The organism is Pseudactinotalea sp. (assembly GCF_048594945.1).
Taxonomy (GTDB): domain Bacteria; phylum Actinomycetota; class Actinomycetes; order Actinomycetales; family Beutenbergiaceae; genus Pseudactinotalea.
On the sequence record NZ_JBMDXJ010000268.1, the window covers coordinates 1 to 16,146 of the forward strand.

At 67.0% G+C, this 16,146-nt stretch carries 13 protein-coding genes, 1 tRNA gene and 1 pseudogene; 9 read left to right on the plus strand and 6 right to left on the minus strand.

What is annotated here, in order from left to right; all coding sequences use genetic code 11:
• Positions 1–119: 119 nt before the first annotated feature.
• On the minus strand, positions 120–2,897 hold the full coding sequence (gene aceE / locus ACOJSN_RS11600) for a pyruvate dehydrogenase (acetyl-transferring), homodimeric type (protein ID WP_420112658.1): 2,778 nt from the start codon (positions 2,895–2,897) through the stop codon (positions 120–122).
• Positions 2,898–3,108: 211 nt separating this feature from the next.
• Between aceE and ACOJSN_RS11605 the strand changes: the two genes are divergently transcribed.
• The 6 genes and pseudogenes from ACOJSN_RS11605 to ACOJSN_RS11630 all read left to right on the plus strand — a co-directional run.
• Positions 3,109–3,534, plus strand: coding sequence for a DUF3052 domain-containing protein (locus tag ACOJSN_RS11605; protein WP_420112659.1), 426 nt, complete (start codon positions 3,109–3,111; stop codon positions 3,532–3,534).
• Positions 3,531–4,004: a redoxin domain-containing protein gene (locus tag ACOJSN_RS11610; protein WP_420112660.1), complete on the plus strand. Its 474-nt coding sequence runs from the start codon at positions 3,531–3,533 to the stop codon at positions 4,002–4,004. The genes ACOJSN_RS11605 and ACOJSN_RS11610 overlap by 4 nt, the downstream gene beginning before the upstream one ends.
• Before the next feature lies 1 nt (position 4,005).
• Entirely contained in the window at positions 4,006–4,803 is a 798-nt protein-coding gene (locus ACOJSN_RS11615; RefSeq protein ID WP_420112661.1) for a glycerophosphodiester phosphodiesterase family protein, read from the plus strand.
• A 159-nt stretch (positions 4,804–4,962) separates the two neighbouring features.
• Entirely contained in the window at positions 4,963–7,530 is a 2,568-nt protein-coding gene (locus ACOJSN_RS11620; RefSeq protein WP_420112662.1) for a hypothetical protein, read from the plus strand.
• Between the two features lie 64 nt (positions 7,531–7,594).
• Positions 7,595–7,671 (plus strand) — tRNA-Val (locus ACOJSN_RS11625).
• A 152-nt stretch (positions 7,672–7,823) separates the two neighbouring features.
• A pseudogene (locus ACOJSN_RS11630) lies at positions 7,824–8,117 on the plus strand (IS3 family transposase); the annotation flags it as partial.
• A 178-nt stretch (positions 8,118–8,295) separates the two neighbouring features.
• On the opposite strand, the gene ACOJSN_RS11635 reads toward ACOJSN_RS11630, so the two are convergent.
• On the minus strand, positions 8,296–9,852 hold the full coding sequence (locus ACOJSN_RS11635) for an MFS transporter (RefSeq protein ID WP_420112663.1): 1,557 nt from the start codon (positions 9,850–9,852) through the stop codon (positions 8,296–8,298).
• A gap of 29 nt (positions 9,853–9,881) precedes the next feature.
• Here ACOJSN_RS11635 and ACOJSN_RS11640 point away from each other — a divergent pair, with 29 nt between their 5' ends.
• Entirely contained in the window at positions 9,882–10,511 is a 630-nt protein-coding gene (locus ACOJSN_RS11640; RefSeq protein ID WP_420112664.1) for a TetR/AcrR family transcriptional regulator, read from the plus strand.
• 1,374 nt (positions 10,512–11,885) lie between these two features.
• On the opposite strand, the gene ACOJSN_RS11645 is transcribed toward ACOJSN_RS11640, so the two are convergent.
• The 4 genes from ACOJSN_RS11645 to ACOJSN_RS11660 all read right to left on the minus strand — a co-directional run bounded on the left by ACOJSN_RS11645 (position 11,886) and on the right by ACOJSN_RS11660 (position 14,255).
• Entirely contained in the window at positions 11,886–12,098 is a 213-nt protein-coding gene (locus ACOJSN_RS11645) for a hypothetical protein (protein ID WP_420112665.1), read from the minus strand.
• Between the two features lie 3 nt (positions 12,099–12,101).
• A complete protein-coding gene (locus tag ACOJSN_RS11650) occupies positions 12,102–12,692 on the minus strand; it encodes a dihydrofolate reductase family protein (RefSeq protein WP_420112666.1) in 591 nt (196 codons plus the stop codon).
• The gene (locus tag ACOJSN_RS11655; protein ID WP_420112667.1) at positions 12,682–13,563 is read right to left on the minus strand and encodes an alpha/beta fold hydrolase; all 882 of its coding nucleotides are present in this window, start codon (positions 13,561–13,563) and stop codon (positions 12,682–12,684) included. Before ACOJSN_RS11655 ends, ACOJSN_RS11650 begins: the two co-directional genes overlap by 11 nt.
• 62 nt (positions 13,564–13,625) lie before the next feature.
• On the minus strand, positions 13,626–14,255 hold the full coding sequence (locus ACOJSN_RS11660) for a TetR/AcrR family transcriptional regulator (protein ID WP_420112668.1): 630 nt from the start codon (positions 14,253–14,255) through the stop codon (positions 13,626–13,628).
• Between the two features lie 495 nt (positions 14,256–14,750).
• Here ACOJSN_RS11660 and ACOJSN_RS11665 point away from each other — a divergent pair, with 495 nt between their 5' ends.
• Positions 14,751–15,194: a GNAT family N-acetyltransferase gene (locus ACOJSN_RS11665; protein WP_420112669.1), complete on the plus strand. Its 444-nt coding sequence runs from the start codon at positions 14,751–14,753 to the stop codon at positions 15,192–15,194.
• A gap of 243 nt (positions 15,195–15,437) precedes the next feature.
• Positions 15,438–16,146: threonine/serine exporter family protein (locus ACOJSN_RS11670; RefSeq protein WP_420112670.1), on the plus strand; the 709-nt coding region annotated here is incomplete at its 3' end.

Sequence of the window (16,146 nt, forward strand, 5' to 3'; positions counted from 1 at the left end):
CCCCGTTCCACACCTACCTCGCCCCGTCTGGGGCCGCCGGGCCCCAACCCAAACCACCGCCGTCGTTAATGACGGGCCCCCCCCAAAGCCCGGGGGCCCCCCATCGACTCATGCTCTGATCAGGCGTCGCCGCCCGCAGTACCGGGGGTGCCGGCGTTGACGTCGAGCAGCCGGTAGCGCTCGACGGCCTGCGCCGGGGCTGAGGCGTCCACCTCGCCACGGCGTGCCAGGGCCTGCAACGCGCGGGTGACGATCGACTGGGTGTCGATGAGGAAGTGACGGCGCACGGCCGGGCGGGTGTCGGAGAACCCGAATCCGTCGGCTCCGAGCGTGAGCAGGTCGCCGGGGACCCAGGCGCGGATCTGGTCGGGGACCATGTGGTCGTAGTCGGTCACGGCCACGAACGGACCTTGTGCGTCGGCGAGCTTGCTCGTGACGTACGGGGTGCGCTGCTCGGCGGCGGGGTTGACGAACGCCTCGTGCTCGGCCGCGAGCGCGTCGCGGCGCAGCTCGGTCCAGCTCGTCACCGACCACACGTCGGCCACGACGCCCCAGTCCTCGCGCAGCTGCTGCTGCGCCTCGAGCGCCCACGGGACTGCGACGCCCGACGCGAGCAGCTGCACCCGCGGACCCTCGCCCTCACCGGCACGGAGCTGGTAGATGCCCTTGAGGATGCCCTCGACGTCCACGTTCTCCGGCTCGGCCGGCTGCAGCATGGGCTCGTTGTAGACGGTGAGGTAGTAGATGACGTCACGAGAGCGCTGCATCGCGTCTCCGTTCTCGCTTCCGTACATCCGCTCAAGGCCGTCCTTGACGATGTGCCGGATCTCGTACCCGTACGCCGGGTCGTAGCTGATCACGGCAGTGTTGGTGGCGGCGAGCAGCGGCGAGTGCCCGTCGGCGTGCTGCAGGCCCTCACCGGTGAGCGTGGTGCGCCCGGCCGTGGCGCCGATGAGGAATCCGCGCGTGAGCTGGTCGCCGGCCGCCCAGAACTGGTCACCGGTGCGCTGGAACCCGAACATCGAGTAGTAGAAGTAGAACGGCACCATCGGCTCGCCGTGGGTGGCGTAGGAGGTACCGACCGCCTGGAAGGCCGCAGCGGACCCGGCCTCGTTGATGCCGGTGTGCAGCAGACCACCCTGCTCGGACTCCTTGTAGGAGAGCAGCAGCTCGCGGTCGGCCGCGAGGTAGTGCTGACCCTGCGTGTTGAAGATCTTCGTGCTCGGGAAGATCGCGTCGAGGCCGAAGGTGCGGGCCTCGTCGGGAATGATCGGCACGATCCGGCGGCCGAACTCCTTGTCGCGCAGCAGGTCCTTGAACAGCTGCACGAGCGCCATCGTGGTGGCGACCTCCTGCTGCCCGGACCCCTTGGCGAGGCGCTCGTAGGTCTTGTCCGGCGGGAGCGTGACCGCGGTGTGCTTCTCACGTCGCTCCGGCAGGAACCCGCCGAGCGCCTTGCGGCGCTCCATCATGTACTGGATCTCCGGTGCCTCCTGGCCGGGGTGGAAGTACGGCGGCAGGTACGGGTCCTCCTCGAGCTGGGCATCCGTGAAGGGGATCTCAAGCGAGTCGCGCAGGCCCTTGAGGTCATCGGCCTTGAGCTTCTTCATCTGGTGCGTGGCCATGCGGCCGGCGAACGAGGAGCCCAGGCCGTAGCCCTTGATCGTGTGGGCGAGGATCACGGTCGGCTGACCGCTGTGCTTGACCGCCGAGTCGTACGCCGCGAACAGCTTCCGGTAGTCGTGGCCGCCGCGCTTGAGACCCCAGATCTCGTCGTCGGTCAGCTTCTCCACCAGCGCCTTGGTGCGCGGGTCGCGCCCGAAGAAGTGATCCCGGATGAACCCGCCGGACTCCGCGCGATACGTCTGGTAGTCGCCGTCGGGGGTGTTGTTCATCAGGTTGACCAGGGCGCGGTCCTTGTCCGCCTCCAGCAGCGGGTCCCACTCGCGGCCCCAGATGACCTTGATGACGTTCCAACCGGCTCCGCGGAAGAAGCCCTCGAGCTCCTGGATGATCTTGCCGTTGCCGCGGACCGGGCCATCGAGCCGCTGCAGGTTGCAGTTGACCACGAATGTGAGGTTGTCCAGCCCCTGCTGCGCGGCGAGCTGCAGCATGCCGCGCGACTCGGGCTCGTCCCTCTCGCCGTCGCCGAGGAACGCCCAGACCCGCTGGTCCGAGGTGTCCTTGATGCCGCGCATCTCCATGAAGCGGTTGACCCACGCCTGGTAGATCGCGCCGGCCGGGCCGAGGCCCATCGACACCGTCGGGAACTCCCAGAAGTCCGGCATGTTGCGGGGGTGCGGGTAGGAGGGCAGGCCGCGGCCGCCGGAGGTGCGGGACAGCTCTTGGCGGAAGCCATCGAGGTCGGCTTCGCTGAGCCGCCCCTCGAGGAACGCACGGGCGTACATGCCGGGTGCGGCGTGGCCCTGGAAGTAGATGCTGTCGCCGCCGCCCGGGTGGTCCTTGCCGCGGAAGAAGTGGTTGAGGCCGACCTCGTACAGCGTCGCCACCGACGCGTAGGAGGAGATGTGGCCGCCGACCGCGATCCCGGGGCGCTGCGCGCGGGTGACCATCACGGCGGAGTTCCACCGCAGGTAGTCGCGGTAGCGGCGCTCGACCGCCTCGTCGCCGGGGACGTACGGCTCGTCGTGCACACCGATCGTGTTCACGTAGGGGGTGGTGACCGGCTGCGGCACCACGACACCCTGCTCACGTGCTCGCTTGAGCATGTTGAGGAGGATGTAGCGGGCGCGCGGACCGCCGCGGCTCTCGACGAGACCGTCGAGAGACTCGAGCCACTCGCTCGTCTCCTCCGCGTCGATGTCGCGGACCTGACTGAGCAGACCGTTGATAAGTGGACCTGCAGTGGACGTCACGGGTTCCTCTTTCCGGGGCATCGGTTCGCTGTCGGCGTGACCAGGTCATTCGCGTCCTGGCTTCGGCGCCGCACAGCCAGTCGGGCCGCCCTGGGCACCTGACCGGTACTGCTATGCCATTGTTCACCGAAGCTGGCCACGGCGACACCACAACTCCTTCACGCGTGCTGTGATGTCGCTGACACTAAGATCATGGTCAGCCGGATACCCCGACGAGAGGAAATGCTGACCAGTGGTTGCACGGCCGGAGACGACCGCAGGCTCAGGACGCCTGGGCCTGGCACCTGGGCAGGTGGTCCAGGAGTTCGGGTACGACGACGACTGCGACGACGACCTGCGCGCAGAGGTGGAGTCCGCCGTCGGTGGACCGATCGAGGACGAGTCGTACGGCGACGTCATCGACGTCGCGATGCTGTGGTGGCGTGACGACGACGGCGATACGCAGGATCTCACCGATGCCCTCACCGACGCCTTGACCACGTTGGAGGACGGCGGGCTGATCTGGGTGCTTGCCCCGAAGTCCGGTCGGGAGGGCCACGTGTCCCCGGCCGAGATCGAGGAAGCGGCCACGACAGCGGGGCTGCACACCACGTCCACGCTCGCCGTCGCGCCCGCGTGGTCGGCTTTCCGACTGACCTCTCGCGGTCGCGGCAGGTGATCGACCTCGGGGAGTCCGCCCCGGAGCTGTGCCTCCCGGACACCGATGGCTCCCCGGTCGATCGTTCGAAGCTCGACGGCGCGGCGTTGCTCGTGTTCTTGCCGGCCGCCTTCACGCCGTTGTGCTCGAGCGAGCTCAGCGGGCTGGTCGGCCTGGCCGAGAGTCTCACCGAACGCGGGGTGGCTGTGCTCGCGGTGGCGTGCGACTCGATGTTCGTGCTGCGCACGTGGGCGGAGGGCGCGGGTGTGGGCGCGGCCGGTCCGACGTTGCTGTCGGACTTCTGGCCGCACGGCGAGGTCGCGCGGCGCTTCCAGGCGTTCGACGAGGATCGAGGGATCGCGACCCGCACCTCCGACCTGATCGACGCCGACGGCGTGATCAGGTGGGCCACACAGGCACCCGCCGGGGTGGCGAGAGATCTCGAGGACCATCGCGCCGCCGTCGAGCGCTCGCTTGCCGAGGTGGCGTGAGATGGCGGATGGCGTCAGACCCAGCCGCTTCCTGGAGGAGCCGCCGCTCGCGCTCGCGCACCGAGGTGGCGACGGGTTGCCGGCCAATGACGGCATCGAGAACTCGCTGCGCGCGGTGGGCAACGCCGTGGCGCTGGGGTACCGGTACATCGAGACGGATGCGCGTGCGAGTGTCGACGGTGTGGCCTTCGCGTTCCACGACCCGGATCTGTCCCGCGCGGCGCCGGACGCCGTGTTCGGGGAGAAGCCGTTCGGTTCGCTGACCGCCGAGGAGATCCGCTCGGTGCGGCTGCGGGGCGGTGAGCCGATCGCGACCATCGCCGAGCTGCTCTCGGCGTTCCCCGACACGAAGTTCAACATCGACGTCAAGACCGCCGAGGTGATCGCGCCGACCGTGGCCGCGATCAACGCGGCAGGCGCGCACGAGCGGGTCCTGCTGGCCTCGTTCAGCCACTGCCGCCTGCGCCGCGCCCGTAGGATGCTCCCGGAGGTGCCGACGTCCGCATCGCCGTGGGAATTGATCGCGCTCCGGTTCGCGCCGCGCCTCCTGGCATGGTTCATCCGCGCCGGGGGAGCGGTCTGCGTGCAAGTCCCGGAGCACCGGTATGGCGTCCACCTCACCACCCCGGGCTTCATCGCCGCCGCGCATCGCGTCGGCATGCAGGTCCACGTGTGGACGATCGACACGCGTGAGGACATCACCCGACTCCTCGACGACGGCGTGGACGGGATCATCACCGACCGGCCCGACGTGCTGCGGGACGTGCTCGAGGAGCGGGGCCAGTGGCGCGAGGCGTAGCGCGCCGAATCTGTGATCCAACTGTGATCATCTGGGTGTTGCCGTGAGGGCACGGCGGGCTGTATCAATTGCTCGGCGAGTCTGCACGAGCGCTCTGGGGGCCAGAGACCACGCACGCAAGGCGCCGGTCAAGTCCCCTGCGTGAACCGGAGTGCTCCGATGGCTGTTGCTCACCCTCTTGTCGCCTGGCTGTCCCGCGCCATGTGCGCGGGGCTGGTCGCCGTGCTGATCGCCTCCGGTGCGAGCGCCGCCGTGGCCGACGATGCCGATCCGGCCGGGGCGGATATCCAGGACGAGGTCGCTGTCGATGACGTCGAGGACGGCGGGGGCGGTGAGGGCGAGGCTGGGGTCGTCCCGGCGCAGATCGTCGGCACCGTGTCGCTGGCGGCGCCGGGTGAGTCGGCTGCCGATGTGCGGGTGGCGGTGCTCGATCCAGGCACGGGCGAGGAGGTCGCCGCCGCGGTTCTCGGTGAGGACGGCGGCTTTGAGCTGAGCCTGCCGCCGGGGGCGTACACGCTGCTCTTTACCCCGGCACCGGGCACCAACGCACGCGAGGTCTATCTCGGGGGAGCGGCGGAGCTCGCCGAGGCCGACGTCATCGAGGTCGTTGATGGTGAGGCGGCTGAGCTCACGACCGTGACGCTCCCGCTCGCCTCGGTGATCGCCGGGAGCGTAATCGTGCAGGGCGAGGCGCGCGTGGGGAACGTGCTGTCGGTCGTCTCGTCGGGTTGGTTGCCCTCCGACGTCACGGTGACCTATCGCTGGCTGCGCGACGGCGTCGAGGTGGCAGGTGGAGACAGCTACACACTGATGGCGGCTGACGCCGGGCGCACTCTCGAGGTCGAGGCGACCGGTTCGAGCGCGGGCCTGGAGCCGGCCTCGCAGGCAAGCGTCCCCATCGTCGTGGCGACCGGCGCGTTCACGGCCGGGACGGCCAAGGTCTCCGGCACGCCACGTGTCGGAGTACGGCTGACGGCGTCGACCGGCGGCTGGCCCGCCGGAACGACCCTGAGCTACCAGTGGCAGCGCAACGGCACGCCGATCAGCGGTGCGACGTCGTCGACGTACACGCCGGTGGCCGCCGACCGGAGTGCCGCGGTGCGGGTGGTCGTGACGGGCAGGCGTGACGGCTATCAGACCTCGGTGCGGACCAGTTCCTCGGTGACGGTCGCCGCGGGCACGCTCACCGCACCGACGCCTCGGGTCAGCGGCACGGTCCGTGTGGGGAACAAGCTGACGGCGGTGACAGGGTCGTGGACCGCCGGAACCCGGTTCACCTACCAGTGGTACGTCGCAGGGAAGCCGGTGAGCGGACAGACAGGTGCGAGCTTCACTCCGCGGCCCGCCGACGTGGGCAAGACCGTCACGGTGCGCGTGACCGGCGCCCTCAGCGGCTACACCACGGTGTCGAAGACCAGTGGTGCCACGGCCAAGGTGGCCAAGGGTGTCTTCCCCAAGAAGCCGACCCCCACGATCTCCGGGACTGTCCGCACGGGTATGACTCTCAGGGTAGTGCCCGAGACCTGGTCGCCGTCCGCGACGCTGCGCTACCAGTGGCGCGTCGACGGCAAGGCCGTACCGGGCGCGACGTCCAGCACCTACAAGGTCCGTACCGCCGACCGCGGCAAGCGAATCACGGTCACGGTTACCGCGAGCCGGAGCGGATACACGACCGCCTCGCAGACCAGCGCGGCCACCGCGCGGGTGGTGGCGCCGTTCACCCGGACGGCGGCGCCGAAGATCACCGGCACCGTTCGGGTCGGTTCGACGCTGACGGCCACCACCTCGGCGTGGTCGCCCACGGCCACGCTCCGCTACCAGTGGTACGCCAATGGCAAGCCGATCTCCGGGGCCACGAGCTCCAAGCTCAAGCTCACCACCGCCCACTACGGCGCGAAGATCACGGTGAAGGTGACAGGCAGCCGGTCGAGCTTCGTCACCACCAGCCGCACCAGCGCGGCCACGAAGACGGTGGCCGCACCACCGGCCACGATCACCAGGGACGGCACCTACAAGGTTGGTTCGCAGATCGCTGCTGGGACCTACATGGCGACGGGTGGTGCCGGGTGCTACTGGGAGCGTCGTCGGACGGCCGGAACCGCGATCTCCGGCGTGATCGAGAACGACTTCTGGATGACCTCGGGTCGTGTCATCGTCACGATCAAGAGCACCGACAAGTACTTCGACACCGATGGCTGCGGTTCCTGGACGAGGCTGATGCCGACCGGTTCGAAGGCGAAGACCTTCGGCAACGGCACGCACGCGGTCGGCATCCACATCGCCGCCGGCACCTACGTGGCCCGCGGAGGTGACGGGTGCTACTGGGAGCGCCGCACCACTGCCGGGTCCGCGATCAGCGGGGTTATCGCCAACGACTTCCGCAGTGAGTCTGGTCGTGTCATCGTGACGATCAACTCCTCCGACAAGTACTTCGTCAGCAGCGGATGCGGGACCTGGACAAGGCTTCCGGCGAGCGGCTCCCCGGCGACGACGATCCAGAACGGGACCCACGCCGTCGGGATTCATGTCCGGCCGGGCACGTATCGATCATCCGGCGTGGACACGTGGGGCTGCTACTGGGAGGTGGCCTCGAACTTCAGCGGCTCCGTGGGCGCGATCGTGGAGAACGACGTGACCTACTCCTCGGGGACTCGGTACGTGACGATCACCTCCGGGCAGTCCTTCACGTCACTGGGCTGTGGAACCTGGACGCGTACGGGCAACTGACGACCCTGCGGCGGTTGCACGCCGTGTGGTTGGTATCGTTGCCCAGCCCTTCCCGAGGGCGTCAGGGCCTATAGCTCAGTTGGTTAGAGCGCCGCGTTTACACCGCGGGTGTCGGGGGTTCGAGTCCCTCTGGGCCCACCAGAAGGTCGTTGTTCAACCGCCGCGGAACTGGCTTCGCCGCGATCTCGGCGAAGGGTCGACGCCGGTGGCGAACCAGACAGCGCCGGCAGCAGCAGGACGAGTAGTCCCCATCACTGACGGTCGGTCGCGCGAGGAGCTGTCGGAGCGCGGTGCGTGCCCGGCGCGGGTGGGGTCGCGACCAGGTCAAGCGGCGGATGAAGTTCGCTGGGATCGACGGCCTCACGCGAGGTCGTCGCACCACGGTCACGACACAACGCGACGACAAGGAGCCGCGGCATCCGGACCGCGTCAAGAGGCCGTGGGCGCGGCCAATCAGGCCGGTTCAGTGGTGGGTCGCGGACTTCACCTCCGTCTGGACACCCGCCGGGTTCTGCTCCGTCTCGTTCATCACCGACGTGTTCAGCCGGCGGAGCTTGGGCTGGCGGGTCGGTACGTCCAAAACGACTCTTCGATCGGTGACGTCCCACCGATCAGACCCGAGCAGTCGCACTACGTGTGCAACGCGAGGGCACGACGATCCCGTCGCCGCCTCACCACGCCCTCGAGAGTCTCAGGCCGAGTCAGCCGTCGAGTTCGCACTGCGCGCTCTGCACGTCGCGCTTCAAGCCCACCTCGACCACCGCATTACTCATTCTCGGTGAGGCTGCCAGTTTCGGATGTGGTTCCGGGCGGGACTCGATGCAGCAGTGTGCCGGTGATGACAGCGGCCAAGATGAGTACGGCGGAAGCGACCAGTGCGACTGTTCCCACGGAGTCCGAGAATGCGGTGGTCGCCGCTTCGAGGAGTTGTTCTGCCCGGGGCTCAGGCAACTGTGCCGCGACCGCCTCGGCGGCGCCGATGGATTCGGTGGCCGCTGGGGGCATGTCGGGTACGGAGGCGACTTCCATGCGCTGGCGGTAGGCGGTGGTGGAGATGGTGCCGAATCCGGCGATGCCGAGAGCGCTGCCGAGGTGGATTGCGGTTTCGGAGATGCTCGCGGCAGCGCCGGCCTGTTCGCGGGGTGCGGTGGTGAGGATGAGGCTGTTGGCGAGTGTGCTGACCATGCCGATGCCGTAGGTGAGCACCACGTAGCCGCCGAGGAACGCCCAGACCGATTCTGTGGGCATGGTCAGGCTGATGAAGCCCATTGATGCGCCGGAGATCGTGAGCCCTCCGGCGACGATGGTGGCTGGTCTGACTCGTTTGGCCAGTGCCGTCCCGGTCATCGCGCCGGCGGCGGTGCCGAAGAAGGTGGGCAGGGCGACCAGGCCGGCGTGCAGCGGGCCCAGGCCGTGGACCGATTGGAGGAGCGCGAACGCCAGCAGTCCGAGGCCGGTCATGGCCACGGTAGCCAGGAGGTTCGCCGTCGCGGCCCCAGTGAAGGCGGGGCGTCGGAACAGTGCGACGTCGATGAGCGGATGGGCAGAGCGCCGCTGCCAGCCGACGAAGCAGGCTAGTAGCACCAGTCCCGCGGTCAGGGTGATCCATGACTGCGGTTCTGAGCCGTACTCGGCGAATCCTTTCAGGGCGTACATGAGGGCGACGAGCGCGGCCAGGGACAGCGCGGCTCCGGGGATGTCGAATCGAGCACCTGCGGGGTCTTTCGATTCCTGGATCAGCAGTGGTGCGGCGATGAGCAGCAGCGCCATGATTGGCAGGTTGATGAGGAACACCGAACCCCAGTCGAAGTGTTCCAGGAGCAGGCCGCCCAGGACGGGTCCGAGCACGGCGCCGCCGGTGAAGGCGATGGTCCAGGCGGCGACGGCCTTGCGGCGCTGGTCGGGGTCGAGGAACATGCCGCGCACGAGGGCGAACGTCGAGGGCGCCAGGGTCGCGGCTCCGACGGCGAGCAGTACCCGTCCGGCGATGAACAGTTCGGGCGTCGGCGCGAAGGCCAGCAGTACGGATGCCACACCGAAGACGACGGAGCCCATGAGCAGCAGCCGGCGGCGGCCGATCCGATCGGCGAGGCTGCCCATCGTCACCAGCAGCGACGCAACGACGAGGCTGTAGCTGTCCATCATCCACAGCCACTGCGTCGCGTTGGGAGCCAAATCGCGGGAGATCGCAGGACCGGCGATGAAGAGGATCGAGATGTCCATCGACACCAGCAGCGCCGGCAGCAGCAGGACGAGAAGTCCCCACCACTGACGGGCGATCGCGCGAGGAGCTGTAGGAGTCGTATTTGTACGTACGTACATGCGACGATCGTAGGTAGAACATCGACGAAGTGCAAGTACGTACGTACAAAACGCACGTATCAGCGATCGATTACGATTCGCCCATGGGACAGAAGGAAGCCCTCCTCGCCGGGGCCAAGCGTTGCCTGGTGGAGAAGGGGTACGGGCAGACCACTGCCCGTGACATCGCCGAGGCATCTGGCGCTCATCTGGGTTCGATTGGCTATCACTACGGGTCCAAGGATCGGTTGATGAATCTCGCCGTCCTGGAGTTGAGCAGCGACTGGGGTGACACCATCGCCCGACTGGTGCGGCGAGCGAATGGTGAGTCGCTCCTCGACCGCCTCGCCGCCTCGCTGTCCGCTATCCGCGACACCCTCCCCAACACCAAGGATCTCCAGTCGGCGAGCATCCAAGCGCTGGCGCAGGCCCAGTTCGACGACGAACTCCGAACCACGTTCGCCAACGGTGCAGCAGACGCACGGCGTGAGATTGCCGCACTCCTCATAGGCAGCAATGACGATCAACACCAGCCCGACGCTGGCGAGGCGGGAGTCGGCTCGCTGGTCTACGCCTTCACCATCGGCCTGGTGGCGCAGTTCCTCATCGACCCGGAGAGTCTCCCGGAAGCCGAGCAGATCACGGAGGCGCTCCGGCTCCTGGCCGGTGATAGCGACTAATACACGAGCGCCGACGAGAGGACCCGTGTGTGGCCCGCTGGCTCGAACGGGTACTACGTCGCCTTGCAGAGTGGCACTTCGCCACTGGCTGCTCCGCGCGGGCCTGGGCGCGGAGGCGTCCCTCTGAGGCCACCTCATGCTCGTTCTATCGTGGGCGTCGTACCCGGGAAGGCGCAGACAGTTGGCTCACCGCAGCCGTGCCAACGGTACTGGGACGGAGAGAGCGCCCCGAGTCCCAGCCGAAGTGTGGGAGCGCGCAGAGCACGGCCTCCGCGCGACTGCTGCGGGCTGGTGCCTCAAGCGACCGTCGAGCCGGCGTTTTCCTAGTCCGGGCTGCGGTGTCAGCGCTTGATCCGATCTCACGGTGGCGACCAGTTCGTCCACGTGCGCTGGGCTCAGAAGGGTTGGAGTCATCTCAACCGCAAGTACCATCCGCCCCCGCGAGTCCACCACGGACGACTCCAGCGGCCTTCGATCCCGCCAGTAGAGCCCTCGCGACCTGCGGGAAGCCACCGTCTTCAGGGCTGGGCAAGGGCTCTCGAACTCTCTGGGAGGCCCACCAGACGGTCGCTGGTCGAACCAAACGGCATCGCCGGTCTCAATTCCAGACTCCGCCGCCGCTCGTTGGGGGCGAAGGGCGAGCGTCAGCACATCGGGGTGCATGAAGAGGTAGAAACGGGACTTCGGGTTCGCGGCAGATGGTGTCGTCGTCTGTGAGGATCGAGCTTGTCGAAGAATGCTAGGCCGGCGATCTGGCGGAGTTGATCGACCTGGGACCTCGGAGGGCGTGGTGGGACTGCGGCGGGATCGTGGTACCCACGTGTTGCCGGGTAGTGCGGCTGCTCGAGTTCGATCGGTGGGACAACGCCGATCGAGCGAGAGTGCGGACACTCCTGGTTGAACCAACGGACCTACGACGCTGTCGCCTGCTCGTTCTGCCGTCGAGCCGGTCCAGGTCTTCTGTCCATGGCGATCACCACGCTCTTTGAGAGTCTGATCATGGACTCCATGAACGCATTGTCGAGCGCGTCACCGATGGTCCTGATCGAGCCGGTGAGCCCAGCGTCCACGAGTGCTTTGGTAAAGGCCAACTACCTGTACTGACCGGGAACCACCGTCGGAGTGGTGCAGCAGCCCGTCGGTAGTGAGCTGGAAGCTCGTCCGGCGCCGGGTGAACGCTGCCTGTTGCAGCGCCCATAGCACCAACGGGGTCACCTTGGATGTCATCCTCCGCCGCCCCATGACTCGCCGGCTGGATACGCCAGTGACGGGCGTCCATACGCGGGTGACGTCCGCGAGCCAATACGGATCCGGCCTGGTCAGCCATCCCGCTGCCGCTTGACGTGGTCCGCATACCGCACGCACCGCGGTCTTTCAGAGTTGACCTGCGTCGGCCAGACCCGCAGGCGCGCGATCTCCGGAGGGAGCTCGATCCGCTCCTCGTTCGATGAGGCCCGCCACTTGTGTCGCCTTCGCCGAGATCGCGGCGATCCAGTTCCGCAGCATTTCCTGCTTGATGTCGAGCAGGTCACGGACCTCACGTCGGGTAGCCAGCTGGTCCTTGGTCGCGCGGACCGTGAACGGCACGTGCTACGACAGTCGGTCGTAGACTTGAGCGACCACTCCGTCGGAGGCGTCAGCCGTGGACAGCGACCAGCCGCTCGGTGGTAGTGGTGAGTCGAAGAATGGCCTACCGCCGATAATCTCAGGAAATACTGTGAGTGCGAGCCGGTCGACCTGGTCGGATTTGAGGAGGTCTTTGATAACCGACGCGCTGGCAAATATCACGATGTCCCCCCCTCGTTCGGCTCTGAGGAGATGAACGGCATCTGCAGCAGGAGTGTCGAGGATACGAGCGTTCTTCCAGGGTATCTCGGTCAGCGTCGAAGACAGCACGACTTTCTCAGAGTCACGCATCCAGGCGCCGTAGGCGCGGTCACGGGGGTCAGCGTTCTCGTCATCGGCGACTTGGGGCCAGTAACTGAGGAAGCCTTCGGCGTTGACCCGGCCGAGAAGGACGGTGGTGGCTGGCTGCCAGAGACTGGTCAGATGATTGCGGGCGATATCGCTGACGGCATGGGGCATGACCCATCCCATGTCATGAGGACCTGCGGGGCCTTGGTAACAGCCATCGATACTGAGAGCGATGTTAGCGACGACTCGGCGGCGTTCAGAGATCATAGTGAGTCCTTCCATAGGTGAGCGGCGGTTCGGGTTCTGGTCGGGGGCTGGGGGGCGGGGCAATGTCGGCGAGGAATTCCAGAGTCACGGTCGCGAATGTATCGTGAGCTTCCAATTGGCCCCAGTGGCCGGCATTAGGAAGCAGCACAAGCCGCGCGTGGCGTATCAGGCCGGCAGCCCGACGTGACCCTTCAGGGTCGACGATCGGATCCTTGAGTCCATGGAACAGCAGAGTCGGGGCAACTATGCTGCTGACTTCGCCGGTAAGATCGTTCGTGAGTCGCGCGTGGCCGAGCGTGGCCTGGTTGTATCGGCCGTAGGCGATGCCGGCGCGAGGCGCGCGAGATTCTCGGATGAACTCATCTCTTACCTCTACGGGCAGCGTTGTCGGATCCGCGACTATCGCCCTGATCACACTACCGGTGAACATGTTCGCTACTCGGGAGAGGGGGAGCAGTAGCCAGTCGGGGAGCTGCGCGCCTAGCCAGGCGAAGCGGTGAGTGAATGGCCCCTTCACCCTCGGGGCCAAGCCTCCGGGCGAGATCAGGACGAGGCCGGCCACCAGGCCGGGGTGCCGCAGCGCGACGTTGAGTGCGACATCGCCGCCCATCGATACGCCGACAACGATGGCGCTACTCACACCCACCTCGTGTGCCACTCGTGCGACGAAGTCCGCCATCGGCTTCGGTCCGTGGAGTGGGGGAATCTCCTGCGTACCGCCGAAGCCGGGAAGATCGATCGCGATGAGACGACGGTCAGCCCCAAGCGCGGTAAAGCTGTGAAACCAGGAGATTCCCGAGTTGTCCGATCCTCCGCCATGCAGCAACAGCATCGGCACGGCACGCGATTCGACGTTCCCGCCGGTCAACACTCGTACTCGTCCCTCGCTCAGGGGCACAAAGCTCTCTGTGGCGCCAGGTGGCAACATACGACTCACGCGAACTCCTTGTCGGTTACGCGACCAACTAGGTCCGCGAAGCACTTCTTGCCCGCCGTAGTGTCATCAGGCTCGGCGTCGACCGCTGCAGCCACGACCTCACCCATGCCACGAATGAGTCGCTCGACATCCAGGTGGGCCGCTCGGGCCAGCAGCGCTGTTGTCCAGAGAGACAGATTCTGCGCGAGGGCCTTCGAGTCGAGAGTGGACCGTACCATTCCGCAGCGCTGCAATTGCACGATGTAGTCGGCGCCCAGCAGGGTTCGAGACTCCGGCGGTTCGTGTGCTGCGGATCGTCCCAAGGACGCGGCGCCATCACGGTACAGGCGTTGAAGCGCGGGTCGGGAGCGCAGTGCAGCAATGGAGTGCTCGAACTGGCGAGAGAGTAGACCTCCCCGAGGGTCGTCCCGGACGGACGAGAGCGTGACGAGCGCAGCGAACTGGACTTCTTGGACGACCGTCGCTGAGATGAGATCGTCTTTGCTCGGGAAGCGCAAGTAGAGCACGCCTTTAGCGACTCGTGCGTGCCTCGCGATGTCGTCCATGGTGATGCGCCCAAAGCCCACTTCCGCCGCGACCTCGGCGGCAGCGGACAAGATCCCGGTTGTGGCGACGCTGTGACGCACTCTCTCTCCTGACTGAATGACTAGATTCGATGATCGAGTCACCATACACCTACGACGTGCCACGTGGTAATCGACAGCTCCGCCACCGTTGGTCACCGTCCACGGCCGCGTCGATTCGGGTTGGTTGTCGCAGTCTCAGAGAGCGGCAGTCCAGATTGAGTGCCGGTCGCCACGCCGATGGAGCTAGACGCTGGACCAACCACGACTCGCTATCGTCACGTCGGACGCGTGCGTGACGAATGCTTCCGTGAGCGTGACGTGCGGTTGACTGGAGTCGACATGCTCTCTGCGGAAGGAGCCGGGCCGCCGCACGGGCGAGCAGTGGGGGCTATCCGAACACGAACCTCGGCTGCAAGGCCTCTCCGTCGGCAACCAAGAGAGCAGGTCGGATCAATCCGATGGCGATGAGGAGACCGAGGTGGTCGATCTTGACCGCAGTGTGCAGAGTCACAACAACGCTCTCGCGTGCCTGTGAGCACCCTCGATGGTGCGTGCGTGCGTCGTGCCGTTGCCTCTGATGCGCCGATCCTCACTCGAATGATGCACGAGTCATCCGCGTACCAGGGCCCTTACGCGGCGATCCTTGAAGGTTACGAGGTGACGGATGTTCAGATCGCTCGTGATGCTATCTATGTCGCGGAGGCCTGTTCGACCATCGTCGGCTTCTATTCCTTGGTCGATGGCGTGGTAGGGCCGGAGCTGGATCTCATGTTCGTCCTGGACGAGGCGCGTGGTCTCGGTATTGGTCGACAGATCTTCGCGCACGTGATAGCGACTGCGCGTTCACGCGGCTGGCGATCTGTCACGATCATCTCCCACCCGCCAGCTGAGGCGTTCTACCTGCGGATGGGCGCGAGCCGCGTTGGAATCGCACAGCCGACGGGCCGCGTGCGGTGGAAGCGGCCGATACTCGCTCTCGCCGTCCCGGACTCGGCGTGACCGCCAGTTGTCACCCGTCCCATGGGCAGTCGATGATGTGACATCCGAACGGTCTCAGGGGCTCGATCCCCACGTGGCAGCGTAGGCCACTCTGTTCGTTCGTCACGGCGTTGGTGCACGCCCAGACACGTTCCCGTGATCGCGGGACCTCCTCGGTTTTGCCGAAGTGACGGTAGAGAGCGGCGAGTAGGTCCTCGCGAGATGCGAAGTTCAGGTAGGCGCTCGTGCCGTAGCGTCGGCACCGTGGCAGACGAGAGCGGGGGAGCGCGCACTCCGCCGGGGCGGTCGGCCGACCGACTGAGCCCGGAGGGGCTGCGTTCGCGCGCCCGGCGCGTGGTCAGCCCGTCCGGTCCGCCCACCTATGCATTCGGTGCCCGACGGCGTGGTTCCGACCTGTCGGAGACCGTGGAGCGGCAGGTGCTCGACGTCGTGCTCCGCACCGGTGAGGCGATGCTCGGCACCGGCGCGGGAGTCGCCGATGTCACGATCGCGATGCAGCGCACGGCGGCCGGTCTCGGCGTGACTGGGTGCCAGGTCGACATCACCTTCAACTCGATCACGATCTCCCTCGACCGTGACGACGGCGCCCTCACCCGAGTGCGTGTGATCGACGCCCGGACGTCCGACTACAGCCGGCTCGCCCAAGTCATCGAGCTCGTGGACGACATCGCAGCCCGCCGGGTCGCGCTCCCCGACGCCGTGACCCAGCTCGACGCGATCGTCTCGGCCCCGCACCCGTACCGGCGCTGGATCGTCACGGGTGCGTTGGGGCTCATGGCGGCGGGAGTCGCGGTCTTGCTCGGCGGAGGTTGGCAGGTGGCAGGCATCGCCGCCGTGACCACTGGGTTCATCGACCGGACCCTGCGCTACCTGCGCTATCGCGGGCTGCCGTACCTGTTCCAGCAGGCGGCGGGCTCAGCGATCGCCACCCTCGTCGCGCTGCTGCTGCTGT